Consider the following 25,371-nt stretch of genomic DNA (forward strand, 5'->3'; position numbering starts at 1 on the left):
AAAACCGCGTCATAACAGGCTTTTTCGGCGAAAAAGAGGATAATTTCTGAGTTCACGCCATCGGCGGCGAATGGAAAGGGTTACAGCCGGTTTTTTGGCGGGAATCTCTGCAAAAGGGCCAAATAAAAGTGACCCTTTAGCGATTCCTGCTGTCTTTTGCCGTAAAAACAGTCTGCGGGAAACATTTTTTGCTGTTGCGGCAAATGTAACGAACTGCGGCAGCTTACTGTTGCTGGTGGGGCTGCGGCATTTCTTTATCGTCTTTGTATCGGGCGGTAGCGATCCAGGCTGCGCAGAACAGCGTCAGACGCGCAAAGAAGTAGAAAAAGGCCATCAGACCCAACACCGAACCGAAAGCTGCACCAGACGGGGATGTCGCCAGCTTCGGCAGGGTAATTGTCATGACAAACTTAATCACCTCAAAACCAATGGCGGCCAGCAGCGTGCCGCGGAACAACGCTTTCTTTCGTGGCTTGTGGCGCGGGAGGATCCAGAAAATCCACAGAAACAGCAGATAGTTAGCAAAGATGGAGATGGCCAGTGCAATGACGGTCATCGCCGGACGCAGCCACTCAATATGATCCAGCCCCAGCGCGTGCACAATCGCTGCCTGGGCGGCCCCGGCAACCGACGTCAGCGACAGCGTGATCACCAGCGCCAGCATCAGGCCGGTGAGCGAGATAAAGTCGCGAATGTATTTCTTCCAGAACTTCTCCTGATCGTCCGGTTTACGCTCCCACACATCGCGGGACTGCGCGCGAATCGCCTCGCGCAGGTTCCCCATCCAGTTAATCCCGGAATACAGCGCCAATAACAGCCCGGTCAGGCCGACGGTGGCGCGTTGCTGAATCGCCGTGTTGACGGTGCTTTTCAGGGTATTGGCCAGATTAGGATCGCTGATACTGTTAACGATTTTGTTGATCAACTCCGTGAGTAAATCCTGATTCGACGCCAGCACAAAGCCAACCGCCGCAAAGGAGACCATCAAAATCGGTATCAATGAGAGAAACGAAAAATAGGTAATGGCGGCACCGAACTGGCTGCCGAGGCGATCGTTGAATCGCTCCAGCGCGCGCAAAAAATGCGCCACCGCCGGGATGGCCTGAAACCAGGTGGCGAACCGCGAGACGCGTACAATCGAGCGGTCCACGTGTTGATTACCGGTTTTGAGATCGATCAACGGCTTTTGTCCAGCCGCCTGCTGCTGATTATCTTTGTCTGTCATAGACGTTCATCATCCTGTTCACTGCGAAATGTTAATTATAGCCCGTCAGGTCACGTACTCCTGCAAGACCTGGCTCAGCCACTCCATAAACACCCGTACGCGTCGTGCCACATTGCGCCGGTGTGGATAGAGCAGGGAGATTGGCATCGGTTTGGCCGGGAAGTGATGCAGTACCTCCACCAGTTGCCCGGATTCCAGCAACGGCTGCACGCCAATGGCCGGAACCTGAATAATGCCCAGCCCGGCGATACAGGCGGCGCGATAGGTTTCGGTGCTGTTCACCGTCACTACACCGCCGGTCTGAATGAAATGGCTTTGTTTGCCATCGAAATATTCAAAGCCCGGTGATGGCTGCCCCAGTTGCTGGGTGTAATGCACCATCGCGTGTTGCGACAAATCTTCCAGCCGGACCGGCCTGCCGAAGCGGGAAAGGTAATGGGGACTGGCGCAGTTAATCAAGGCATGAGTTCCGATTTTACGGGCGATCAGGCCGGAATCTTTCAGTTCACCGACGCGGATAACGCAGTCAAATCCCTCGCGGATCACATCCACCTGGCGATCGCTGCTGCTAAGCTCAATTTCGATGCCGGGGTAGTGCTGCAAAAACTCCGGCAGGCGCGGCAGGATAAAACCGGTGGCCATCGCGACCGACATATCCACGCGCAGTTTGCCGCTGAGCGTCGCCGGATCATGCTGAAACAGGCTGTCCATATCATCCAGCATCGACAGCAAATCGAGGCAGCGATCGTAATAAACCAGCCCATCCTGAGTGAGGTGGACACGACGCGTGGTGCGATGCAACAGCCGTGTACCCATTTGATTTTCCAGCGCCTGCAACTGACGCGATACGCTGCCTTTCGGCAAACCGAGACTTTCTGCTGCGCGGGTAAAACTGCCCATTTCTGCCACCCGCACAAAAACTTGCATTGCGTGAATTTTATCCATGTTGTTCACCGATTGTTGTTGTTAGTGAAACAGTGCAGCGCATTACAACGAGTTTATAGATCAGACTTCAGAGAATATCCTTTAAACGTGTTCAATTTTGCAACAGGAGCGAATCATGAGTCACAAAATTGCGTTGATTACCGGTGGCAACCGCGGTTTAGGTAAGAATGCCGCACTAAAACTGGCGGCGAAAGGCACGGATATCATTTTCACGTATCGGAGCCATCAGGAAGAAGCGCAGGCGGTGGTGAAGGAAATTGAAGCGCTGGGTGCCCGTGCCGCCGCGCTGTTGCTGGATGTCGGTGATACCCGCCAGTTTGAGGGGTTCAAAGATCAGGTTAAAGAGACGCTGCAAAAGCTGTGGCAGCGTGACAGCTTTGATTATTTAGTGAACAACGCCGGTCACGGTCATTACAAACTGTTCAGCGAGACGACTGAGGATGAGTTTGATGCACTGGTCAACGTGCATTTTAAAGGTCCGTACTTCCTGACGCAGAAGCTGCTGCCGCTGATTATCGATGGAGGCCGCATTCTGAATATCTCCAGCGGCCTGACGCGCCTCACCTATCCGGGTTCCGGCACCTATGCCTCAATGAAAGGGGCGATGGAAGTGCTGACGCGCTACCAGGCGAAGGAACTGGGCGAACGTCGTATCCGCGTCAATATCCTGGCACCGGGAGCGATTGAAACTGACTTCGGCGGTGGCCGTGTGCGCGACACCAAAGAAATCAACGACACCATCGCCTCGCTCACCGCGTTGGGACGCGTAGGCCTGCCGGATGATATCGGCGATGCCGTCAGTGCGATTCTGAGCGATGAAACTGGCTGGATCACCGCCCAGCGTATCGAAGCCTCAGGCGGCCAGGCGCTGTAAAATCAAAATCCGCGCAATAAATTGCGTCGCAACAAACCGTAGCGGCGCGATTTATCGCGCAATTTACATCGGTGCCTTAGAGTTCAATGGTACCTGCGATCACCGTCACCGTCTGACCCCCAATCCAGATGGCCTCTGGCGTGAAGCGCACCTGAATACGTCCGTCGCGCTGAATCACGCTACCCTGGCGGGCGCGGTAGTCAGCGGTATGCCCCTGCGCGGCAAAATAGCGTGCCAGACAGGCGTTGGCGCTGCCGGTTACCGGATCTTCCACCAGGATACCGTTTTCGATAAACAGGGCGCGGATTTCATACTGCTCGCCTTCTCCCTGCGGTAAAGGTCCGAACGGGGCGATGCCATTCACCTTCGCATGTTTTTGCAGACGTTGCAGATCGCTGGGATTAGCACGAATCTCCCGCACCGCCTGGGCACTGGTCATCGGCAGCAGCAGCCAGCGAATCCCCATATCCACCACCGTCGGAGATTGTACGGTATCCAGCGCATCGCTATTGATGGCGCTGCCGATCAGGGCATCCTCGAACACCGTGAGGGTAGCAGCCGGAGCGGCAAACGCCAGAGCGCCATCGGTACTGATGTTGACCTCAACCAGCCCGACCCCGCATTCCTGCACGATTTTACCCGGTGTTTTCAGCGGCCAGCCCGCTTCCAGCAGCGCATGGGCCGTGCCGAGCGTGGGATGTCCGGCAAACGGCAGTTCACCGCCAGGGGTGAAGATACGCACGCGATAATCCGCCGCGGCATCTTCGGGCGGCAGTACAAAGGTGGTTTCCGACAAATTGGTCCAGCGTGCAATGGCGGCCAGCTGCACATCACTGAGTCCCTGCGCATCCATGATCACCGCCAGCGGGTTGCCGCGAAAGGCTGATGAGGTAAAGACATCCACTTGTTTAAATGCGACCTTCATTGTCACTCCTTCCTCATTGAGGTTGTCTTGAAATCCGGATTTACATGATGTTGATTGCTAAAGGTAATCAATAGGGCTATGAATAGATTAACAATTATGCAACCGGAGTTCGCTATGTTAAAAATTCTTGGCCGCACATCGTCAATTAACGTGCGTAAAGTTCTGTGGCTGTGTGCAGAGCTGGATATTCCTTACGAGCATGAAGTCTGGGGTGATGAAAACAAATCGCTGCACTCGCCAGAATTTATGGCGCTCAACCCCAATGCTATGATCCCGGTGATTATCGAAGACGATTTTGTCCTGTGGGAATCCAATGCCATCCTGCGTTACCTGGCTACCAGTTACGGCGGCGAATGGCTCTATCCGGAAAATCCGCGCGCCCGCGCCCCGATCGATCAATGGACGGACTGGCAGGCTACTGAACTTAACACTTCATGGCGCTACGCGTTTATGTCTCTGGTGCGCAATTCACCGGCACATCAGGATGAACGCCTGCTGGCCGCTGCCTGCAAAGGCTGGAACCACACCATGGGCATTCTCAACCAGCAGCTGGAAAAAACCGGGCGCTACGTCGCAGGGCGCAACTTCACGCTGGCGGATATTCCCATTGGTCTGGCGGTGAACCGCTGGTTTGAAACCCCGCTCGAACATGCCGATTTACCGGCGGTACGCACCTATTACGAACGTCTCACTGAGCGCGAAGGCTACACCACCTGGGGCCGCAACGGCACGCCCTGATCCTGACCCGGCGGCAGGCCGCTTAATTCACAGGCCAGCGCGCCGGTACGTTCCAGCGCCCAGGTATAACGCGCATCGAACGGATAGCAGCAGGAGAGGCGCAGTGCATGGGTGTAGCGTTCGCTCAGTGAATAAAGCGCACCCGGCGTGAGACAAATTTGTTCCTGCAACAGCCGCTGAAACATCTCCACGGTATCGACTTTGCCCGGCAGTTCGACCCAAAACACAAAGCCGCCGCGCGGCAGGGTAGCGCGGGTGCCCTGGGGAAAATGTCGGGCGATAATGCCGCGCGCTGCATCCAGATTGGCGGCATAACGGCGACGCAGCGTGCGCAGATGGTGATCGTAACCGCCACTGGCAAGAAATTCCGCCAGCACCTCGCTCAGCAGACGCGACTCCGACATCGACGATACCGCCTTCAGACGGGCAATTTTCTCGTGAAAACGCCCGGCAGCGGTCCAGCCCACACGGAAATCCGGTGCCACGGTTTTGGTAAAGCTGGTGCAATAAATCACCCAGCCCTCGTTGTCGAACGCCTTAACCGGCGGCGATAGCGGCCAGTCAAACTGCAATTCATCGTACAAACCATCTTCGATCAGTGGAAGATGGTAAGTGTTCACCAACTTCGCCAGACGCTTCTTATTTGCCAGCGGCATCACGTAGCCAAGCGGATTCTGTGCCCCGGGCATGGCGATCAGCGCCTGAATCCGTTGTTCCTGTAGCAGCATCTCCAGCGCGTCCAGCGATAATCCCTGCTGCGGGTCGGTGGGGATCTCCAGCGCCTTCAGGCCCAGCGAAGCCAGCAGCGGGAAGAGAAAGAAGTAGGTGGGCGATTCCAGCCCGACGCAGTCGCCCGGTTTGGTGACTGCCCGCAGCGCCAGTTGCAACGCTTCCATACAGCCGTGGGTGAGGGTGATGTCATCTACCGTCAGATTGATGCCAACATGCAGGCTGCGGCGGGCAATCTCCTCCCGTAAGCGCTTACTACCGGGCGGAAGCACGTAGCGCCCGATAAGGTCCGGATCGCGCCGCAGCAGCGAAGCAGTAATGCGGCTCAGTCGGGCGGCGGGAAACAGTTCGCTATCCTGCGGGCACGCCAGCGAGATATTGGTGTAATCCGGGTTATTCTGCGCGGCGAACACCTGCTCAATCAGTTCCAGCTTTTGAGCGCTGGGATCATCCTCTTTCGCCCGCAGTTTCTGTACCGGGCGCGTCACCGCAGGCAATACGGTGCGCACGTAATATCCGGACTGCGGTCGTGCTTCAATCAGGCCGCGATCTTCCAGGATTTGCCAGGCATTCAGCACGGTATTGATACTGACCTGATGCGATTGCGCCACGCGGCGAATAGCAGGCAGGCGTTTACCGGGTTTAAGGGTGCCCTGATGGATGGACTCGGCAAAGCTATCGGCCAGCTGCTGATACAGCGTCTGACCGGTCGAAAGAGGAAGGGACACAAAAGCCTCCACACATGATGGGTACAATTGATTTTCTGATAAACTGTAACCATAACAATAGTCATTTTGTGTCTCTGTTTCCATTGTTCCGTCACGATTAGCATGAAGCCATGTTGACCAATCAGGAACCGCATCATGCTCGATCCCTCTTTTTTCAGTTATGTCACCGTTATGTCGATCACACCGGGCCCGAATAACCTGCTGCTCGCCACCTCCGGGGTCAATTTTGGCCTGAAGCGCACCCTGCCGATGGTGTTCGGCATTCTGCTGGGGTGTGCGGTGCAGGTGGTACTGGCGGGGATGGCGCTGGAAGTGTTACTGAACTGGATGAGCGCGGTGCGCCTGCCGTTGACGCTGGTGGGATGTGGCTATCTGCTGTGGCTGTCGTGGAAGATCTTTCGTGCGGGGGCACCGCAGGCGCGGGAAAGCGTCCAGCCGATGACCGTCTTCGCCGGAGCCTGCTTCCAGGCGGTCAACCCTAAAGCCTGGCTGATGGCGACCAACGTGGCGTTGATGTATGCCAACAGCAACGGGGTGATGGCGGTGGTACTGGGGTTTGCGCTGCTTAACCTGCCCTGTATTTTGATTTGGGCGGCGCTGGGGGATCAGTTGCGTAGCCATTTACAGGTGGCGTGGAAACGTCAGGCGTTTAATAGTTTGATGGCGTTGTCGCTGGTGGCGACAACAGGATGGATGCTGGCTGACGCGATTTCGCTCGCTACGGCGTGATTTCGTTTGCTATAGCGTGGTTTCGTTCGCTACATGCACCGGCAGTTGCAGTTCGCCGGTGCGGCGACCGAGCAAAGGGGACCTGGCCGTCCCCTTTGCATTCCCCGGCCCTGCGCCGCCTGCCTCGCCGCTTCGCGGTCCCTTCGCTTACTCACGCTTCCGACGGACCGGCGTCGATTCGCTCCTGCTCAACGCCGCCTTTCGCCGCATCCATGCGGCTCATCCTGGAATCGTTCCCGCGCTCAGCGAGTTCGGATGGCGCTTCAGCACCGCTGCCACATCGATGATTTTCTGTGTTTTTTCTTTTGCTGTTTGTTTTTCTTTTTTCTGCGGGTTTTCAGGCGGGGGTGTTGGCGGCATTCGCAGCGCCGAGTGCAGAGTGAAGGCCAGGACGAGCCGCATGGATGCGGCGAGAGGGCGGCATGAGCCATGGATGGCGAATCCGCGAGGTCCGTTGGCCTGAGTGATAAGCGAGGGAACAGCGCGAAGCGCTGCGCGAGGACGCCGCAGGGCGCGGATTGCAAAGGTCCGCGCCCTCGGACCTTTGCCCGTCCGCCTGCACAGGCGGCCCTGAAACTGCCTAAAGCCTGGCGGGCGGAACCCCTGCGGAGCTAGCCCCTAGCCCGCCGTTAAGACCTTACTTCCCCACGACGTGGGCCGTTTCTCGTCCTTCGTCGTTCGCCGCCATCGGCGTCACCGGCGCATAATCCAGTTGCAGCACGCGGCTGGTGTCACTCAGCACTTTCTCGGTCAGCGCCACATCACCATTCAGCTTACGACCCCATGATGGCAGTACCGCGCGGATTTTGGTCTGCCACTCTGGCGAACGCATTTGCTCCGGGAAGGCTTTGGCCATCAGCTCCAGCATAATAGGAGCTGCCGTTGATGCTCCCGGAGACGCACCCAGCAGCGCAGAAATCGTACCATCCTCAGACGTGACCACTTCGGTGCCAAGACGCAGTACGCCGCCGTCTTTCTCATCATTTTTGATGATCTGCACGCGCTGGCCTGCCGTCACCAGACGCCAGTCTTCCTGCTTCGCCTGCGGCACATAGGCACGCAGGGCTTCCATACGGTCGCTGTCGCTTTGCAGCACCTGATCAACCAGATACTTCACCAGATCGAAGTTTTTCAGGCCAACCTGCATCATCGGCATCAGGTTGCTGCCGTTCATCGCGCCGAACATATCCAGCAGCGAGCCTTGTTTGAGGAATTTGGTGGAGAAGGTGGCAAACGGGCCAAACAGCAGCACTTGCTTACCATCCAGCACGCGGGTGTCCACATGCGGCACTGACATCGGCGGTGCGCCGACCGAGGCTTTGCCATACACCTTCGCCATATGCTGCTGCACCACTTCCGGGTTCTCCGTTACCAGGAAAGAGCCGCCAACCGGGAAACCGGCGTAGCCTTTCACTTCCGGGATACCGGATTTCTGCAACAGCGGCAGAGCCGCGCCGCCCGCGCCGATAAACAGCTGGCGAGTAGTGAGCAGACGGCTTTCACCGCTCACCAGATTGAACAGGCTAACCTGCCAGCGGCCATCGCTCAGGCGCTTAATATCACGCACTTCCTGCTGCATCCGCAGACGGAAATTGGCTTTCTTCTCCAGCGAAGCAATCAGCTGACGCGTGACTTCACCGAAGTTCACGTCAGTGCCCATTTCGGTCCAGGTGGCGGCCACTTTCTGCTTTTTGTCGCGGCCATTCATCACCAGCGGGATCCACTGAGAAATCTGTTCGCGTTCTTCCGAGTATTCCATGCCCCGGAACAGGGTGCTTTTCTGCAACGCGTGGAAACGTTTGCGCAAAAATTCAACGTTGTCGTCACCCCAGACGAAACTCATGTGCGGCGTACTGTGGATAAAGCTTTTCGGATTGCGCAGGTTGCCTTTCTGCACGTGATACGCCCAGAACTGGCGGGAAATCTGGAACGATTCGTTGATTGCCACCGCTTTAGCAATATCGATGCTGCCATCTGCCTTCTGCGGCGTATAGTTCAGCTCTGCCAACGCAGCATGGCCGGTACCGGCATTGTTCCAGCCATTGGAAGACTCTTCTGCCACCGTTGCCAGGCGTTCGACCATCTCAATTGACCAGTCCGGCTCCAGATCCTGCAACCAGGTGCCTAAGGTAGCACTCATCACGCCAGCGCCAATCAACAGCACATCGACGTCTTTTCGCTCCTGAAGGCTAGCGCTATCCATGCCAGCGGCGCTTACTGCCAGCGCCAGATTTACCGCAGTTTTGCTCATGAGGCGACATCTCCTCTCTCTGTTGACCTGAAGTTCAACAGGTTCGCAGGCGAAACAGTCACGCTTCTTTCGAGCGCGTCGTACTGTTTCTCAAAGGTTAAGACTCAGGTTAAGTCGTGGGGGTGCTAACGGTTAACTGCACGTTATGCATAGTCATTCGAATATAACATTCTCGTATCGGAATTAAACGTTTGTTTATTTTTTAAATGCAGAAATGATTCAGCATAAGAATTAATCAGTTCAACCTGCTTGTCATAAGGGATTTTTATCCCCTAATCAGACGGTTACGAGAGGGGGTATGTTGCGATATTGTGATGGGCTTGTAGGGGTCAGAAAGGTCGTAACACCAATGGGTTAATTGTAAGTTAATGAAAATATTAACTTTAACAAAATTTGATTTTTTATGCGGTTTTTATGTTGCGCAATGTTTCGCCATGTCGTGTAAAAATAATGTTACATTTGTGTGATAACGAATTTGGGTGCGCGCTGACGCACCCGTCAGAAGAATTTTCAATCACGCGGCGCACTATCGGGTAACTTTTTCAGACTGATCGCCAGCCGGTTATAGGTGTTCATCAGGCCGATCGCCACGTTGAGATCGACGATTTCCTTATCACTAAATACCGCTTTGACCTGGGCAAACAGCGCATCCGGCGCGCCCCGGCTGGCAATCAGCGTCAGACTTTCAGCCCACGCCAGTGCCGCCTGCTCCCGTGCATCAAACAACGCGCCCGATTCATGCCATACCTGGGTTAACACGATTTTATGCCACGGCATGTCTGCTTTATGCAGCGCCTGAGTATGCATGTCGATGCAGTAGGCGCAGCCGTTGATCTGCGAAACCCGCAGAAAAACCAGCTCCAGCAGGCTGTGCGACAGGTCAGTTTGTGACAGATAACTATAAACGCCGCCCAGGGCTTTCATCGCGCCGGGAGCAGCACTGTAAAAATCGATACGCTGGCTCATTTTCCTCACCTCAATCAGTTATGGTTGACAGGTGCATTGTTCATCGCCTTATGGAGCAGCAAAAGTGCCAAAAAATGACAAAAACAGTGGCCCATTGGCGCTGACGCTGGATCGTGCGGATACGCGTGGTTTGAGTGAACAGCTGCGGCAGGTCATCAGCAGCGCGATTGATGATGGGCAGCTGGCAGCAGGGGCCAGGTTGCCTTCCTGTCGCGACCTGGCGGCGCAGCTGGGGGTGGCTCGCGGCACGGTGCGTCGTGCCTATGACATGCTGGTTGATAGCCAGCTGCTGGTGGCGAAAGGCGCAGCGGGAACCTTTGTGGCAGCGGCGGCGGTGACCCAGCCACCACGCGCGTCGGTAATGGCAGCGGGATCGCCGCTGCTGGATATGGTCTATGACTTTGACACCCCGCCACTCACTTTTCAGATGGGCGTTCCCGCCAGCGACGCCTTCCCCGCTAAGGTCTGGACGCGTGTACTGCAACGCCAGGCGCGACAGCAGGCCAGCCAGTCGCGCGGTTATCCCGATCCGCGCGGCAGCCTGGCACTGCGGCAGGCGCTGGTGGGCTATCTGGCGGTGGCGCGCGGTATTCAATGCCAGTCGAGTCAAATCTTCATCACCAACGGCTATGCGGGCGCGCTTGGCCTGATTGCGCTGGCGCTCGGCGTGCACGGCCAGCAGGCATGGATGGAAGAACCCGGTTTTATGCTGGCACGGGCCGCGTTGCAGCAGATGCATGTGACGCCGGTGGGCATTCCGGTTGATGACGAAGGGTTACAGGTGGCAGAGGGTGTGGCACGCGCTCCTGATGCGGCGTTTGCGCTGGTCACGGCAGGTCAGCAGGCTCCGCTGGGCATCACGCTGTCGCTGCCGCGCCGTCAGGCGTTACTGGCCTGGGCCAGCAGCCAGCAACGCTGGATTATTGAAGATGATTATCTGGGGGAGTTACAGCTGGGCAGCCGTGCCGCTCCGGCGCTGGCGGCGATCGATAGCGAAGGGCGGGTGATCCATGTCGGCACCTTCAGCAAAACCCTCAGCCCCAGCCTGCGCCTCGGTTTTGTCGTGGTACCTGGGCGGCTTGCGGCGCGCTTTGCCGATACCTGCGCCTTACTGGCTCCGGCGTCCTCAGCGTTGCTGCATGATGCGGTGGCGGAGTTTCTGCGTGAGGGTCATTTCCTGCGCCATCTGCGGCGTATGAAGCGGGTCTACCATGAAAGGCTGGAGGGGATTGTTGCCGCGTTACGCCCGCATTTTCCTGATGTGCAGCGTGCCGGGCTGGCGGTGATTATCCGCTTAGCAGCAGGCACGCCAGACCAGCAAATCGCGCGTGAGGCGCTGGCTTATGGCCTGGCACCGTCGCCGTTATCGATCTGGTATCAGCATGAATCCGGGCGGCAATACGGTTTCCTGCTGGGGGTCACTCAGCTACCGCGTGAAGGTTTCGCGCGCTGCGCCGAGCGGCTGAAATGGCTGGTAGATGCGCATCAGCGACGAATGGACCAGTAAAAAACTGCATTCTTGACCCTTTTTCTGGTCCATGCTGAGGATTAAGGTACGCCTCATTGTTATCAGTGAGGAACCTTAGTCATGAAATTGTTACATGTCGATGTGAGCCCGAAAGGCGCCAAATCCAACTCACGTGCGCTGAGCCGCTATTTTGTTGAGCGTTTGCAGGCGGAATCCCCGGATTTGCAGGTGGACTATCTCGATCTGGATTTGCATCCGGTGAGCCATGTCACGGGAGAGTTTGCGCAGGCGACTTACACGCCCGAAGAGCAGCGCACGCCACGTATGAAAGCTGTGCTGGCGGATTCGGATCGCTTATGCGAGCAACTGCTCAACGCCGATGCCTTATTGTTTGCCATGCCGATGTACAACTGGAGTATGCCATCCGCTTTTAAAGCCTATATTGATGCCATCATCCGCACCAATCTGACTTATCACTTTGATGAACAACAAAATGTGATTGGCAATCTCACGCGCCAGAAAGCGCTGTTTATCACCACGCGCGGGGCCAGCCTGCAACCGGGTTCACCCTATGCAGAGATGGATGCATTGACGCCAGCCCTGCGTGCCGCCTTTGGTTTTATCGGCATCCAGCATCCGCAATTTGTTAACGCTGAACCGCTGGCATTTGCCGACCAGGCCGCGCGTGAAGCCGGTTTAGCCCAGGCTTACCGCGATCTGGATGGGGTGGTGGCGCAATGGGCCGGGTCCGTGGTTACTGCCTGAACCAGCGACGCCAGACGAAGCGAATAACGAAAAACTCAATCGCGCCCAGCAGCAGAAACCACAGGCAAAACACAATGGTGTAAAGCTGATTAAGATCCTGCAAATGGAACCGGGTTTGCAGGCTCTTTGCCATCGCCAGGCTAAATGCCGGAGCGGGCAGCAGCAGCGCAGAGAGAAAGCCCAGCAGCAGAATACCGCCAGGGATAATCAGGGTTTCTAACGGATTTTTCATCGCAAAATTCCACAGCAAATCGCGCGGGCATTAGCGCACAAAGCCCGGCGGGGTGCAATCCCCGGGGTTGTCAGCCCAATAATTTTCTTCTATTCCATTCACTTAGCGACATATTTAGCGATAGTTAAGAGTTATAGCCTTTGCTATACTTAAATCCATGATTTTACTGTCTTTTTTTTAGTGAATTTGCGTGTTAGACTGCGCGCACTTTTTCATTACTGAACAAAAAATGCAGATAAACCTCAGGCTTTCCGGCCTTTTGGTCTGCGTTGACTGAAAAATCATGACATTTATCGCAACCCTGATTCTGGCCTTTGGTATGTCGATGGACGCCTTCGCCGCAGCACTTGGCAAAGGCGCATCCCTGCATCGCCCGGATTTCAAAGAGGCGCTGCGCACCGGTCTGATTTTCGGTGTGATTGAAATGCTCACCCCGCTGATTGGTTGGGCAATTGGCCTGGCAGCCAGCCGCTATGTGATGGCCTGGGACCACTGGCTGGCATTCGGCCTGCTGACGTTACTCGGTGGCCGCATGATGATGGCTGGCTTTAGTCAGACCGCCGGTGAACCTTGCGAGCCACCGCAGCGCCACGGCTTTATGGTGCTGGCGTTAACCGCCGTGGCCACCAGCCTCGATGCATTGGCGGTGGGTGTGGGTCTGGCATTTTTACAGGTCAATATCGTGCTGACCGCCCTGACCATCGGCGCTGCCACCACCATTATGGCGACCACAGGCGTGCTGGTTGGCCGCTTTATCGGCCCGGTAATGGGCAAATGGGCGGAAGTGCTGGGGGGCGTTGTCCTAATTTGTATCGGTTGCACCATTCTGGTGGAACATATGGGTTGGTTCAGTTAAGGTTTTAGTCATTAGCGGATTGTGCAGTTGCTTAAAACCTTCGTTTTTGTGATCTGCTTCAAAGTTTCTTGCTTAGAAAACAGGCTGGGGCTATACTTTTTTTAGTATTTCTCAACTTATTTTTAATCAGGTGCTTTATGAAACGGTTCTTCAAATACGTGTTTCGTGCTTATGTTGAAACTTACAAACACGTACCGCCGGGTGCTTTAAACTAAGTCCCCCGCACGCAACCCTCGATAATCGCGGTCAGGGATCGACCGGTGATTATCAATGATTTTCTTATCTCTCCCGCCCGTTATCTCCCCATTTTCCCCCTGAAATCGCCGTTTTACGCCTTCAGTCATCGGATTTTGATCTGACTATAGCCTCAGGTTATACCCTATAACTAAACAAGCATTCGTCACCCCTTCGCGCTGCATGAAATAGTCAGCCCAGGTCCTATTCACCTGTCTGACACGAGAACATCATGCTGATCCCTCAACCTTATTTACTTTTTCTTGGCGACGTTACCGATCCACTGGCAGCAAAAACCGCACGCGGCATCCAGGTCTGGCGACCGGAGCAGTGCGTGGGCGAAATCAAATTGCCGGGCTGTAGCGTTAGCCTCGGTCTGGAAGAACTCGACATTGCCACCGCCAAAGCGCGCGGGGCGAAAACCCTGGTGCTCGGCACCGCCAACGCCGGTGGTTATCTGCCGCAGCACTGGCTGGCAACCGTGTGTAACGCCATCAAAGCCGGTATGAACGTTGCCAGCGGTCTGCACCATCGTCTGGTGGATGAGCCGGAGCTGGTGGCGCTGGCGCAGGAATATGGCGTCGAGCTGTTCGATATCCGTCATATGCGTCCGAAACTGGATGTCGGCAGCGGCAAGAAACGCAGCGGTAAGCGTGTACTTACTGTCGGCACCGACTGCTCCGTCGGCAAGATGTACACCTCGCTGGCGCTGGAAGCAGCAATGCGTGACATCGGTATGAAAGCCGATTTCCGCGCCACTGGTCAGACCGGTATTCTGGTTGCGGGTGAAGGTATCGCTATCGATGCCGTCATCGCTGACTTCATCGCCGGTGCGGCAGAAGCCCTGTCTCCGGCTAACGAAGATGACCACTGGGATATAGTTGAAGGCCAGGGTTCGCTGTTCCACCCATCCTATGCCGGTGTTTCTATGGGCCTGATCCACGGTGCGCAGCCGCACTGGCTGGTGATGTGCCACGAAATGGGTCGCCCGCATATGCGTCATCTGCCGCATCAGCCGATGGTGAGCCTGAAAGATTGCGTAGACGCTAACTTCCGTGCGGCGGCCGTCACCAGCGATTCGGTACAGCTGGCAGGTTTTGCCATCAACACCTCGAACTACAGCGAAGAAGAAGCGCGTGCTTACTGCGCCGCAGTCAGCGCCGAATTTGGCGTGCCCGCCACCGACCCGGTGCGCTTTGGCATCGCTGATATCGCCGCGTTGCTGAAGGAGCGTGGCTAAGATGCGGCGCATGCAGATTGAAGTGCTGGAGCTGCCGCTGGCGCGTCCGTTTGCCATCTCGCGTGGCACACGCACCGCAGTGACGGTGATCCGCGTCACCCTGGAGCAGAACGGCTTTATTGGTCGCGGCGAATGCACCCCCACGCCGCGCTACGACGAAACGCCGGAAAGCGTTAACGCTGAACTGGAAGCGTTGCGCGCCGACATCGAAGCGGGCCTCAGCCGTGTCGATCTGCAAACCCGTCTGCATGCCGGTTCAGCGCGTAATGCGCTGGACTGCGCGCTTTGGCGGCTCGACGCTGCGCTGGCGAAGCAATCCTTCTGGCATCTGACGCAGCAGGAACAGCCGATTTCGGTGATCACCGCCGAAACCCTTAGCCTCGATACAGTCACCAATATGGCCGCCGCCGCGGAAGATGCGGTGTCACGCGGCGCGATCCTGCTGAAAATTAAACTGAATCGTGAAGAAATCCTCGAAAAAGTGGCGGCTATTCGCGCGGCAGCCCCCCATGCCACGCTGATTATTGATGCTAACGAAGCCTGGTCCGGGGTGGATTTGCACAGCCTGCTCAACGCGCTGTTGCCCTACAACATCGCGATGGTCGAGCAACCGTTACCGGCGGGTCAGGATCAGGATTTACAACGTTTCACCCATCCGATTCCGGTGTGCGCCGACGAGAGTTGCCACACGCGGGAAGATATTGCGCAGCTGCGCAATCGCTACGAGATGATCAACATCAAGCTGGATAAATGCGGCGGATTAACCGAGGCACTGGCGATGGTGGAAGAAGCGCAGAAGCTGGATATGCGTCTGATGGTGGGCTGCATGCTGGGTTCATCGCTGGCCATGGAAGCGGCGCTACCGGTGGCGATTGCCGCTGAGCATATCGATCTTGATGGCCCGATCTGGCTGGCGGCCGACAGCTCGCCGTTCCTCTCCTATTCCCAGGGCCGAATCTGGCTATAACCCGCACGCGGAGCAACGATGACGGACACTTCACTTATTCACAACGCCGCCAGCGTTGCCGGTTCCGCGACGGCGCCGGTCCTCGCTATTCAGGATCTCAGCGTCAGCTTTCGTGGCCGTAGCGGCGTCAGCCAGGCGCTGAAAGGCATCAATTTTGCGATACACAAAGGGGAAATCGTGGCGGTGGTCGGCGAAAGCGGATCGGGCAAATCGGTGACCTCGCTGGCGGTAATGGGGCTGCTGGCGGCCTCGGGTCGTATTGATCGCGGCTCCATCCAGTTTCGTGACCGCAAAGGTCAGTTGCATCAGCTGGAAAAACTCAACGAAAACCAGCGTCGCGCGTTGCGTGGCCGTGAGATGTCGATGATTTTTCAGGAGCCGATGACCTCGCTGAACCCGGTGTTACGCGTTGGCGACCAGCTGACCGAAGCGCTACGTGATCAGCAGATTTGCGGTAAAGCCGAGGCAGACGCGCGCGCCCGTGAACTGCTGCGCCAGGTGCGCATTGCCGATGTCGATCGCGTGATGAAAAGCTACCCACACTCGCTGTCAGGTGGGATGCGACAGCGCGTGATGATTGCTCAGGCGCTGGCCTGCGATCCGCAGTTGCTGATCGCTGATGAACCCACCACTGCGCTTGATGTCACGGTGCAGGCACGCATTCTGCACATCCTGCGCGACCTGCAACGTGCCAAAGAAATGGCGGTGCTGTTTATCACCCACGACATGGGGGTGGTGGCGGAGGTGGCCGATCGCGTCGTGGTGATGTATCGCGGCGACGTGGTGGAACAGGGAACGGTGGCGGAAATCTTTAACGCGCCGCAGCACCCTTACACCAAAGCCTTGCTGGCTGCGGTGCCAAAACTCGGTGATATGCGTGAACACGCGTGGCCGCAGCGTTTTCCGCTGCTCGGCGCGCAACCGACCGATAACGCTGAACAGCGCACCGCGCGTTACGACGATAAACCGCTGCTCGATGTACGCGGCCTGAAAGTCTATTACCCGATTCGCAGCGGCATTTTTTCGGCACTGACCCATCAGGTACACGCGGTGGAGCAGATCGATTTTACCCTGTGGCCGGGAGAAACTCTGGCGATTGTCGGCGAGAGCGGCTGTGGCAAGTCCACCACCGGCCGGGCGCTGATGCGTTTAATTCACAGCGACGCCGACAGCATCCATTTTCAGGGCAATGAAATCGCCAACCTGAAAGAAGCCCAGTTTCAGCCGCTGCGCCGTGAAATCCAGATGGTGTTTCAGGACCCCTACGCCTCGCTTAACCCACGTCTGACCGTGGGCTTTACCATTGCCGAGCCATTGCTGCTGCATGGGGTGGTGAAGTCGCTGGAGGAAGCGACGCCGCAGGTGGAAGAACTGCTGAAAAGCGTTGGCCTGTTGCCGGAACATGCGCGCCGTTATCCGCATGAATTTTCCGGCGGCCAGCGTCAGCGCATCGCCATTGCCCGCGCGATGGCGTTGAAACCGAAGGTGATTATCGCCGACGAAGCGGTATCGGCGCTGGATGTGTCGATTCAGGCGCAGGTGGTAAACCTGATGATGGATCTGCAACAGCAAACCGGTGTGTCGTGGATTTTTATTTCGCACGATATGGCAGTGGTCGAGCGTATCGCCAACCGCGTGGCGGTGATGTACCTCGGACAGATTGTCGAGCTGGGACCACGTCAGTCGGTATTCAATGACCCACAGCATCCCTATACCCAACGGTTGCTGGCCTCGGTGCCAGTGGCTGATCCACAGAACCGTCCACTACGCACCTTCGACGACAGCGAGATTCCTTCGCCGTTACGCAAGGTGGGAGAAACGGTCATTAAACCCCGTTATCGCCAGGTTGCGCCGCAGCACTGGGTCGCTGACGGCATTGTTTCGCGCTAACCCAATACCAGGAGATTTTATGAACCCGTTTTTCCGTCGCACTTCGCTCGCACTCGGACTTACCCTCTCCCTGGCGGCTGCCGCACAGGCGCAGGATCTGCATATTTCGATGTATGCCGATATCACCGGTCTCGACCCGCACGACACCTCTGACAACGTCAGCTATTCAGTGCAGAGCGGTATCTTTGAACGCCTGTTCCAGTTTGATGCGCAGATGAAGCTGCAACCCTGGCTGGCCACCAGCTACACCAGCAACGACAGCGCCACCGAATTCACCCTGACGCTGCGTAAAGGCGTCACCTTCCAGGATGGCACGCCGTTCGATGCGGAAGCGGTGAAAGCCAACCTTGATCGTCTGGCCGATCAAACCAAAGGTCTGAAGCGCAACAGCCTCTACAAGATGATCCAGAAAGTCACGGTGCTGGCACCGGATCAGGTCAAAGTTGAGCTGAACCAATCCTTTGGTGCCTTTATCAACACCCTGGCACACCCGTCGGCAGTGATGTGGAGCCCGGCGATTCTGAAACAGTACCCGGATGAAGCGCAGCTGCGTTTACATCCGGTCGGCACCGGTCCGTTTAAGTTTGTGGACTGGCAGCCAGGTAAAGCCGTCACCCTGACCAAATACGATGGTTACTGGCAGAAAGGCTGGCCGAAAGTGGATAACGTCACCTTCTCGCCCAGCCCGGAAGATGCGACTCGCGTCGCAGCGCTTAAGTCGGGCCAGGTGGATGCGATCTGGCCACTGCCGTCCGATCTGATCAGCACCGTACAGAATGACAGCAAGCTGGCGATCCAGCGCGATCCGAGTATTTATCTCTACTACATGGCGATCAACACCCAGCATAAGCCGCTGGCGGATCTGCGCGTGCGTCAGGCGATCAATTATGCCATCGACCGCAACCTGTGGCTGAAAGTGGCGTTCGCCGGGATGGGTAAACCGGCCACCTCGGCTATCCCGGAAGGGGTGCAGTTTTATCAGAAGCAAAGCGACCCGAACTACCGCTATGCGCCGGATGAAGCCAAAGCGCTGCTGAAAGCGGCGGGTTATCCGAACGGCCTGGATCTGAAACTGTGGACCACCAATGCCACTGCCAGCGTGCGTGCAGCGCAGTTCCTGAAAGCGCAGCTGGCGACGGTGGGTATCCGCGTTACCGTCACCCCGATGGACTCCGGCACCCGTAACGCCAAATTGTGGGGCGTGAAGGATCCGAAGCAGGCCGAGTTCGACCTCTACTACGGTGGCTGGTCAACCTCAACCGGTGATGCTGACTGGGCGCTGCGTCCGCTGTACGCCACTGAGTCCTGGGTGCCGACCTCGTACAACGTGTCCTACTACAGCAACCCGGCGGTGGATAAAGCGATTGCCGGTGGCCTGGCAACGGCTGACCCGGCAAAACGCGGCGTGGCCTATGCCGAAGCGCAGAAACTGCTGTGGAAAGATGCGCCTGTCGCCTTCCTCGGTGCGCCGGATAACCTGGTGGGCAAGCGCAGCAACCTGACCGGCGTCTCCATGCTGGCGGATGGCAACTTCCTGTATACCCAGGCTGCATTTAAATAAGCACAAACCGTAGCGGCGCGATTTTTCGTGCCGCTACGCCTGAAGGAATCGCATGTTCGCATACATTATTCGTCGCCTGCTGGAGATGATCCCGGTACTGCTGGTGGTCTCGCTGCTGGTGTTCGGCTTCATCAAACTGCTACCGGGCGACCCGGCGCGTATCTACGCTGGACCGGATGCACCGCTGGCAGCGGTGGAAGCGGCGCGTCAGCACCTCGGTCTTAACGATCCGCTGCCGCAACAATATCTGCACTGGCTCGGTGGCTTGTTCCGCGGCGATCTTGGCGTGACCTATCGCACGCAACAACCGGTGCTGGACGTGATCAAAAAAGGCTTTATGCCGACCATGTGGCTGGCGCTGGCGGGCTTTGCCTGGTCGGTAATCCTTGGTCTGTTTCTGGGCGTGCTGGCGGCGCTGAAACGCGGCAAATGGCAAGACTGGACGCTGATGAGCGTTGCGGTAGGGGGGATCTCAATGCCGACCTTCTGGCTCGGCCTGCTGCTGATTCAGTTCGTCGCCATGCCGTTTGGTTTGTTCTCGGTCAGCGGCTTCAATAAGCCCACCGATATCATCCTGCCTGCCATCACCCTTGGCTCCTCGGTGGCGGCGGTGATGGCCCGTTTTACCCGCTCAGCCTTCCTGGAAGTGGCGCAGGAGGATTATGTGCGCACCGCCAAAGCGAAAGGGCTGCGTAATCGCCTCGTCACCTGGAAACACGTGATGCGTAATGCGCTGATCCCGGTGATCACCATGCTGGGTTTGCAGTTTGGTTTTCTGCTGGGTGGATCGATCGTGGTGGAAAGCGTGTTCAACTGGCCGGGTCTCGGCTGGCTGTTGATCGAATCGATCAAAGCGCAGGACCAACCGGTGATTCAGGCGCTGGTGATGCTGTTCGTGTTTGAATTTATTGTGATTAACCTGCTGGTAGACCTGCTATATGCGGTCGTTAACCCGGCGATTCGCCTGCGACAGGAGCCATGATGAGTCTGCAATCTCTGCCTGCCACAACGCAGGAGACCATCCGTTCGCCGTGGCGCGATTTCCTGCACGCCTTTGTGCGCAATCCTCTGGCGCTGATGTCGGGCGGCTTTGTGCTGCTGCTGGTGCTGGTGGCGATTTTCGCCCCGTGGCTGGCCCCGTGGGACCCGATGGCACCGGACTGGATGGCGCTGTCGTCACCGCCGTCTGCCGCGCACTGGATGGGCACTGACGATCTGGGTCGTGACCTGCTCAGCCGTATTATTTATGGCGCGCGTATCTCGCTGTATGTCGGCGTTGTGTCGGTCACGCTTGGCATGGTGGTGGGTGTGCTACTTGGCTTGTTGGCGGGCTACTATGGCCGCTGGATCGACATGCTGATTATGCGTGGTTCCGATGTGCTGTTCGCCTTCCCCGGCATGCTGCTGGCGATTGCGGTGGTGGCGATTCTCGGCCCGGGTTTGAATAACGTGATCATCGCGGTGGCGGTATTCAGCGTACCGGTGTTCGCCCGCATCGTGCGTGCCTCAACGTTATCGCTGAAGCAGGCTGCCTATGTGGAGGCAGTGCGTTGTGCCGGGGCACCGGATCGGGTGATCCTGCTGCGTCATATCCTGCCGGGTACGCTGTCGAACGTGATTGTCTACTTCACCATGCGCATCGGCACCAGTATCCTCACCGCAGCCGGACTGAGTTTTATCGGTCTTGGCCCGGAGCCGGACGTCCCGGAGTGGGGCAACATCCTCGCGATGAGCCGCAATATGATGATGGCGGGCATGTGGCACATCAGCGTGTTCCCCGGTCTGGCCATTTTTATCACGGTGCTGGCGTTTAACCTGCTGGGCGATGCCCTGCGCGATACGCTGGATCCCAAACTGAAGAGCTAAGCATGGATTTTCAACAGATGCAGCGCGACCTGCTGCTGCAACGCTGGCGCGAAACGCGTCAGCTCGGTCAGCCGCGCAGCGCCTGTGGGCTGACCAACCTGATCAGCGATGTGCCCGGCGTGCGCGTTGGTCACGCCACGCTGGACGCCGGGGAAATCCAGACCGGCGTCACGGCGATTGTGCCGCCGGGCGATAACCTGTTTCAGCAGCCGCTGCCCTGTGCGGCGGCGGTATTTAACGGTTTTGCCAAACCGGTGGGGCTGGTGCAGGTGGAGGAGCTGGGCGTGTTGCAGACGCCGATCCTGCTCAGCAACACGCTGGCAGTCGGCACGCTGTTTACCACGTTGGTGCGCGATGCCATCAGCCGCAACCCGGAGTTGGGCCGCAGCCTGCCGACGGTCAATCCCGTGGCGCTGGAGTGCAACGATGGCTGGCTGAACGACATCCAGGCGCTGGCGGTAACGGAAGCGCTGGCGCAGCAGGCGTTAAACGCTGCGCAGACGGATTTTGCCCGTGGCAGCGTCGGTGCCGGGCGGGGTATGAGCTGCTTCAGCCTGAAAGGCGGCATCGGCAGCGCCTCGCGTCTGATCCCGGCGCTGGATGCCACGCTGGGGGTGCTGGTGCTGGCAAACTTTGGCGCGCTGACCGCGTTAACGCTGGACGGTGTGCGGCTCGGTGAAATGATAGAGCCGCTGCTGCCGGAACTGACGCCACAGCGTGATGCCGGTTCCATCATCATCATCATGGCGACGGATGCGCCGCTGGATGCACGTCAACTGAAGCGCGTGGCAAAACGCGCCGGGGCGGGTCTCGGGCGGCTCGGCAGTTACTGGGGGCACGGTTCCGGCGATATCGCGCTGGCCTTCTCCACCCAGGCCCAGCCACAACCGCCGCAGGATGCCGCGCTTGAACCGCTGCTGGCCGCTGCTGCCGATGCCACTGAACACGCGGTGTTGGATGCGTTGCTCGCGGCTACCGCCGTCACCGGTTTTCGCGGCCACCACCGTCCTGCATTAACGGATGTTTTAGACAGGTTATCTCAATGAAAATCTTTATCTCAGCCGACATCGAAGGCATCGCGGGCGTCATGCGCCCGGAACAATGTTCACCGGGCCATGCAGAATATCAGCTGGCGCGTGGATTGATGGAGCAGGAAGTGAACGCCGCCATTGAAGGGGCATTTGCCGGAGGGGCCACCGAGGTGGTAGTGGCCGATAGTCATGCGCAAATGACCAATCTGCGTGCGGAAAACATCGATCCGCGCGCCCGGCTGGTGCAGGGCAAACCGCGTGGATTGTCGATGGTGGAAGGGCTGGAACAACAACCGTTCGATGGCCTGTTTTTTATCGGTTATCACAGCGCGGCGGGAGAGCCGGGCGTGCTGGCGCACACCATCAATGGCCGCGCCTTCTGGCGCATTCACATCAACGGCAAAGTGATGGGCGAGAGCGATATTTATGCTGCCGCTGCGGCCGAGCAGGGTACACCGCTGTGGCTGGTGAGTGGCGACGATCAGCTTCAGGGCTGGATGGCGGAGCATTATCCATCGGTTGATTACGTTTGTGTCAAACGCGCCATCTCTCATACCTGCGCGGAATCCATCAGCCCGCAGGCGGCACAAACCGCCATCCGTGCTGCCGCCACCGCTGCGGTACAACGTGCGCGCCAGGTCGAAACCACGCGTCTGAGTGCCCCGTATGAGATGCAGCTCCAGGCAAGCAAGCCGGTGCTGGCCGATCTGTTTAGCCTGATCCCCGGCGTCACGCGGATTGATGCGGTGACGGTCGGCTATCGTGCAGAGAAGATGGGCACGTTGATTAGCCTGCTGAGCGCCTTCTCTTATCTGGCGAGTACGCAAAATTAAATAGCGCCGCTACACGGGCAGATGCGGTTTGTAGCGGCGCGATTTATCGCGCGGGTTTTAGCGCGTAAAGCACACCACGCGGCTGCGATTTAACAGCAGCCGCACGCGATCCCCCGATTGCGCGAGGACAAAACGTTTCTCCCACGGGCCATCCATCGCGGTGGCCAGTACCCGGTCGCCGCCCAGCGATTGCAGCGTGGCGCGAATCGCCGCCGGGCCAATCCCCATGGTTAGCGTCTCGCCCTCAATCACCATTTCGCTGCGCCACGGTGCGGCAAACCAGCGCCCCTGTAAGTTATCCAGGCTGGCACGGTCCGGCTGAACCGGCTCAAAGCGGCGTGCCGCATGGCCGATTTCACCGACAATTGCCTCACCATCATGACGTAACTGCATTGGAAAGGTGCTGGAAAGCGACACCGCATCGCCATGACGTTCATCGCGCCACAGTGTTTCACCCGCGCCCAGCCAGGTGGCAGTGACGCCTTTGATCTCCAGCCAATCGGCGGCGGTGGGGGCCACATATAAACCCGGTGTCAGATCGTGACCTTTTTCCGGCAGCGTGCGGCCCAGCGCCGCTGCCAGAATGCGCAGGGCACTTTCCGAGGTGGTGACGTCCTCGCGGTTCGCCACCAGCGCCACACCGATTTTGAGTTCCGGGTGCAGCAGGAAATAGCTTTTGTATCCGGCATGGGAACCGCCGTGACCAAACAAGGTCTGGCTGCCGAGGGTGGAACTGGTCAGGCCGAGGCCATAGCCGCTGGTACGCCCATCGTTCAGGTTGCGCGGCGCGCTCAGCCGTTGCAGTACCCCTGCGCCCGGCCCGCTATCCGCCAGCAAGCTTTGCAGCCAGCGCGTCAGATGGCGCAGACTGCCGGTGACACTGCCGGAAGCCGACAGATGCAAGCCAGCGCTGGACAGCTGCCATTGCTCGCCATTGTTCCAGTAACCCGGTACCAGGCCGGGCACGATATCGAACCAGCTTTCAGGCGCAGTCAGATTGATATCCAGCGGCTCACAAACGTATTGTTGCAGCAGATCGTTGAACAGCACCCCTTTGGCTTTCAGCGCTTCTTCCACCAGCCGGTAACCGGTGTTGGTGTAAGAAATCTCGCTGCCCGGCGGGTAACTGAGGTCGCCCTCACGCGCCAGAAAATCGAGCAAATCGGCGGCGGTGGTGGCGTTGTACACCGACAATCCCAGCAGCGACAGGGTTTCGCGTACATCCGGCAGCCCGCTACTCATATCCAGCGCCTGGCCGACGGTGACGGCACCATTGGCTCCGGTCAGCTGTGGCAGATGCTGGTCGAGCCGGTCATCCAGTTGCAGGTAACGTCGGCCAGGGCCGGTGACCAGCGCCGCGAACAGATGTTTGGTGATGGAAGCAAAGCGCACCACGCTATCAATGCTGAACGGCGTTTGCTGGGCCAGATCCGCCAGCCCGGCGCAATGCGCGGAGTGAATATGGTGGGCATCGAACAGTACGATGGCACCGCCCGGTGCACCGGGTTGTTGCCAGCTTTGAACGATCGATTCTGCAATGTCTGCGGCCTGTTGCCAGTGGGCTGTCATGCCGGTTCCTCCAGCGTCATGCTGAGATCAAAAAGTTGCGCGGTGTGCGGATGCTGGATGCGCCGGGCGCGCAGGTCATCCGCGCTCAGCTGCTCCACCATCTCGCCATGCTGCATCACGCCAATACGCTGACACAGGTGCGTTACCACCGCGAGATTGTGTGTCACCATAATGTAGGTCAGTTTGCGTTCACTGCGAAGATCGCTAAGTAAATTAAGGATTTCCGCCTGTACCGAAACATCCAGCGCTGAGGTCGGTTCATCCAGCAGCAGCACTTCCGGCTCGGCAATCAACGCGCGGGCAATCGCCACACGCTGGCGCTGCCCGCCAGAAAGCTGGTGGGGGTAACGAAAACGCACCGCCGCAGGCAGACCAACTTCGCTCAGCGCCTGGCTGATACGTTGTTCGGCGCGATCAATCTGATGCACCAGCAAGGGTTCGTGCAGGATACGGTCAATGGTCTGGCGCGGATGCAGCGAACCGAACGGGTCCTGAAACACCATCTGCACCTGACGATAAAAAGCGCGGCTGCGTTTGGCGCTGAGTGCCTGACCACCGAAGGTCATGCTGCCCTGCCAGTGTTCATTCAGCCCGGCGAGGGCGCGCAGAATGGTGGATTTACCAGAACCGCTTTCACCCACCAGACCAAAGCTCTCGCCGTTACCGACCGCAAAGCTGACGTCTTTCACCACGGTGTGCGCACCAAAAGCGATGCGCAGATTATCGATTTGAATCATGTGTTTTGCTCG

At 57.8% G+C, this 25,371-nt stretch carries 24 protein-coding genes; 14 read left to right on the forward strand and 10 right to left on the reverse strand.

Going from position 1 to position 25,371, the window contains the following annotated elements:
- Positions 1-223 precede the first annotated feature (223 nt).
- Together yhjD and RCF31_RS13795 are read right to left on the reverse strand one after the other, a co-directional pair.
- The gene (yhjD, locus tag RCF31_RS13790) at positions 224-1,225 is read right to left on the reverse strand and encodes an inner membrane protein YhjD (RefSeq protein WP_313686758.1); all 1,002 of its coding nucleotides are present in this window, start codon (positions 1,223-1,225) and stop codon (positions 224-226) included.
- A 45-nt stretch (positions 1,226-1,270) separates the two neighbouring features.
- Positions 1,271-2,170 (reverse strand): LysR family transcriptional regulator, encoded by a 900-nt coding sequence (locus RCF31_RS13795; RefSeq protein WP_299448411.1) that lies wholly within the window; start codon positions 2,168-2,170, stop codon positions 1,271-1,273.
- 115 nt (positions 2,171-2,285) lie between these two features.
- Here RCF31_RS13795 and RCF31_RS13800 point away from each other — a divergent pair, with 115 nt between their 5' ends.
- Positions 2,286-3,044: an SDR family NAD(P)-dependent oxidoreductase gene (locus tag RCF31_RS13800; RefSeq protein ID WP_416411182.1), complete on the forward strand. Its 759-nt coding sequence runs from the start codon at positions 2,286-2,288 to the stop codon at positions 3,042-3,044.
- Positions 3,045-3,120: 76 nt separating this feature from the next.
- On the opposite strand, the gene RCF31_RS13805 is transcribed toward RCF31_RS13800, so the two are convergent.
- A complete protein-coding gene (locus RCF31_RS13805; RefSeq protein WP_416411183.1) occupies positions 3,121-3,969 on the reverse strand; it encodes a PhzF family phenazine biosynthesis protein in 849 nt (282 codons plus the stop codon).
- A 114-nt stretch (positions 3,970-4,083) separates the two neighbouring features.
- On the opposite strand from RCF31_RS13805, the gene RCF31_RS13810 reads away from it, so the two are divergent.
- Positions 4,084-4,707, forward strand: coding sequence for a glutathione S-transferase family protein (locus RCF31_RS13810; protein WP_208716864.1), 624 nt, complete (start codon positions 4,084-4,086; stop codon positions 4,705-4,707).
- On the opposite strand, the gene RCF31_RS13815 is transcribed toward RCF31_RS13810, so the two are convergent.
- Positions 4,674-6,164, reverse strand: a complete 1,491-nt coding sequence (locus tag RCF31_RS13815; protein ID WP_299448404.1) for a PLP-dependent aminotransferase family protein — start codon at positions 6,162-6,164, stop codon at positions 4,674-4,676. The two genes, RCF31_RS13810 and RCF31_RS13815, sit on opposite strands and share 34 nt — an antisense overlap.
- Before the next feature lie 135 nt (positions 6,165-6,299).
- On the opposite strand from RCF31_RS13815, the gene RCF31_RS13820 reads away from it, so the two are divergent.
- Entirely contained in the window at positions 6,300-6,893 is a 594-nt protein-coding gene (locus tag RCF31_RS13820) for a LysE family translocator (RefSeq protein ID WP_416411184.1), read from the forward strand.
- A 219-nt stretch (positions 6,894-7,112) separates the two neighbouring features.
- On the opposite strand, the gene RCF31_RS13825 is transcribed toward RCF31_RS13820, so the two are convergent.
- From RCF31_RS13825 to RCF31_RS13835, 3 genes are all read right to left on the reverse strand, one after another.
- The gene (locus tag RCF31_RS13825) at positions 7,113-7,295 is read right to left on the reverse strand and encodes a hypothetical protein (RefSeq protein ID WP_416411185.1); all 183 of its coding nucleotides are present in this window, start codon (positions 7,293-7,295) and stop codon (positions 7,113-7,115) included.
- Positions 7,296-7,530: 235 nt separating this feature from the next.
- Positions 7,531-9,144, reverse strand: coding sequence for a malate dehydrogenase (quinone) (gene mqo / locus RCF31_RS13830; protein WP_299448400.1), 1,614 nt, complete (start codon positions 9,142-9,144; stop codon positions 7,531-7,533).
- 510 nt (positions 9,145-9,654) lie between these two features.
- Positions 9,655-10,110: a carboxymuconolactone decarboxylase family protein gene (locus RCF31_RS13835; RefSeq protein WP_416411186.1), complete on the reverse strand. Its 456-nt coding sequence runs from the start codon at positions 10,108-10,110 to the stop codon at positions 9,655-9,657.
- 64 nt (positions 10,111-10,174) lie between these two features.
- Between RCF31_RS13835 and RCF31_RS13840 the strand changes: the two genes are divergently transcribed.
- Both RCF31_RS13840 and RCF31_RS13845 read left to right on the forward strand, forming a co-directional pair.
- Positions 10,175-11,617 carry a PLP-dependent aminotransferase family protein gene (locus tag RCF31_RS13840; protein ID WP_416411187.1) on the forward strand — a complete coding sequence of 481 codons (1,443 nt, stop codon included), beginning with the start codon at positions 10,175-10,177 and terminating at the stop codon, positions 11,615-11,617.
- An 81-nt stretch (positions 11,618-11,698) separates the two neighbouring features.
- The gene (locus RCF31_RS13845; protein WP_416411188.1) at positions 11,699-12,343 is read left to right on the forward strand and encodes an FMN-dependent NADH-azoreductase; all 645 of its coding nucleotides are present in this window, start codon (positions 11,699-11,701) and stop codon (positions 12,341-12,343) included.
- Here the strand turns inward: RCF31_RS13845 and RCF31_RS13850 are convergent.
- The gene (locus RCF31_RS13850; protein ID WP_084877774.1) at positions 12,333-12,575 is read right to left on the reverse strand and encodes a DUF1158 domain-containing protein; all 243 of its coding nucleotides are present in this window, start codon (positions 12,573-12,575) and stop codon (positions 12,333-12,335) included. The two genes, RCF31_RS13845 and RCF31_RS13850, sit on opposite strands and share 11 nt — an antisense overlap.
- Positions 12,576-12,858: 283 nt before the next feature.
- On the opposite strand from RCF31_RS13850, the gene mntP reads away from it, so the two are divergent.
- The 9 genes from mntP to RCF31_RS13895 all read left to right on the forward strand — a co-directional run bounded on the left by mntP (position 12,859) and on the right by RCF31_RS13895 (position 23,053).
- Positions 12,859-13,431, forward strand: coding sequence for a manganese efflux pump MntP (gene mntP / locus RCF31_RS13855; RefSeq protein WP_084877771.1), 573 nt, complete (start codon positions 12,859-12,861; stop codon positions 13,429-13,431).
- A gap of 466 nt (positions 13,432-13,897) precedes the next feature.
- Entirely contained in the window at positions 13,898-14,905 is a 1,008-nt protein-coding gene (dgcN, locus tag RCF31_RS13860; RefSeq protein ID WP_299448389.1) for an N-acetyltransferase DgcN, read from the forward strand.
- Between the two features lies 1 nt (position 14,906).
- The gene (gene dgcA, locus RCF31_RS13865; RefSeq protein ID WP_416411190.1) at positions 14,907-15,872 is read left to right on the forward strand and encodes an N-acetyl-D-Glu racemase DgcA; all 966 of its coding nucleotides are present in this window, start codon (positions 14,907-14,909) and stop codon (positions 15,870-15,872) included.
- An 18-nt stretch (positions 15,873-15,890) separates the two neighbouring features.
- Positions 15,891-17,762: a dipeptide ABC transporter ATP-binding protein gene (locus RCF31_RS13870; RefSeq protein WP_416411192.1), complete on the forward strand. Its 1,872-nt coding sequence runs from the start codon at positions 15,891-15,893 to the stop codon at positions 17,760-17,762.
- A 19-nt stretch (positions 17,763-17,781) separates the two neighbouring features.
- On the forward strand, positions 17,782-19,323 hold the full coding sequence (locus tag RCF31_RS13875) for a glutathione ABC transporter substrate-binding protein (RefSeq protein ID WP_416411193.1): 1,542 nt from the start codon (positions 17,782-17,784) through the stop codon (positions 19,321-19,323).
- A gap of 52 nt (positions 19,324-19,375) precedes the next feature.
- Entirely contained in the window at positions 19,376-20,305 is a 930-nt protein-coding gene (locus tag RCF31_RS13880; protein ID WP_013510939.1) for an ABC transporter permease, read from the forward strand.
- On the forward strand, positions 20,305-21,189 hold the full coding sequence (locus tag RCF31_RS13885) for an ABC transporter permease subunit (protein WP_416411194.1): 885 nt from the start codon (positions 20,305-20,307) through the stop codon (positions 21,187-21,189). The genes RCF31_RS13880 and RCF31_RS13885 overlap by 1 nt, the downstream gene beginning before the upstream one ends.
- Before the next feature lie 2 nt (positions 21,190-21,191).
- Positions 21,192-22,235, forward strand: a complete 1,044-nt coding sequence (locus RCF31_RS13890; protein WP_416411195.1) for a P1 family peptidase — start codon at positions 21,192-21,194, stop codon at positions 22,233-22,235.
- Positions 22,232-23,053, forward strand: a complete 822-nt coding sequence (locus RCF31_RS13895) for a M55 family metallopeptidase (RefSeq protein ID WP_416411196.1) — start codon at positions 22,232-22,234, stop codon at positions 23,051-23,053. The genes RCF31_RS13890 and RCF31_RS13895 overlap by 4 nt, the downstream gene beginning before the upstream one ends.
- Before the next feature lie 57 nt (positions 23,054-23,110).
- Here RCF31_RS13895 and RCF31_RS13900 read toward each other — a convergent pair whose 3' ends face one another.
- Together RCF31_RS13900 and RCF31_RS13905 are read right to left on the reverse strand one after the other, a co-directional pair.
- Positions 23,111-24,622 (reverse strand): serine hydrolase domain-containing protein, encoded by a 1,512-nt coding sequence (locus RCF31_RS13900; protein ID WP_416411197.1) that lies wholly within the window; start codon positions 24,620-24,622, stop codon positions 23,111-23,113.
- Entirely contained in the window at positions 24,619-25,359 is a 741-nt protein-coding gene (locus RCF31_RS13905) for an ABC transporter ATP-binding protein (protein ID WP_416411198.1), read from the reverse strand. The genes RCF31_RS13900 and RCF31_RS13905 overlap by 4 nt, the downstream gene beginning before the upstream one ends.
- Positions 25,360-25,371: the final 12 nt, after the last annotated feature.

Source organism: Pantoea sp. App145 (assembly GCF_047947045.1).
Lineage (GTDB): Bacteria > Pseudomonadota > Gammaproteobacteria > Enterobacterales > Enterobacteriaceae > Pantoea.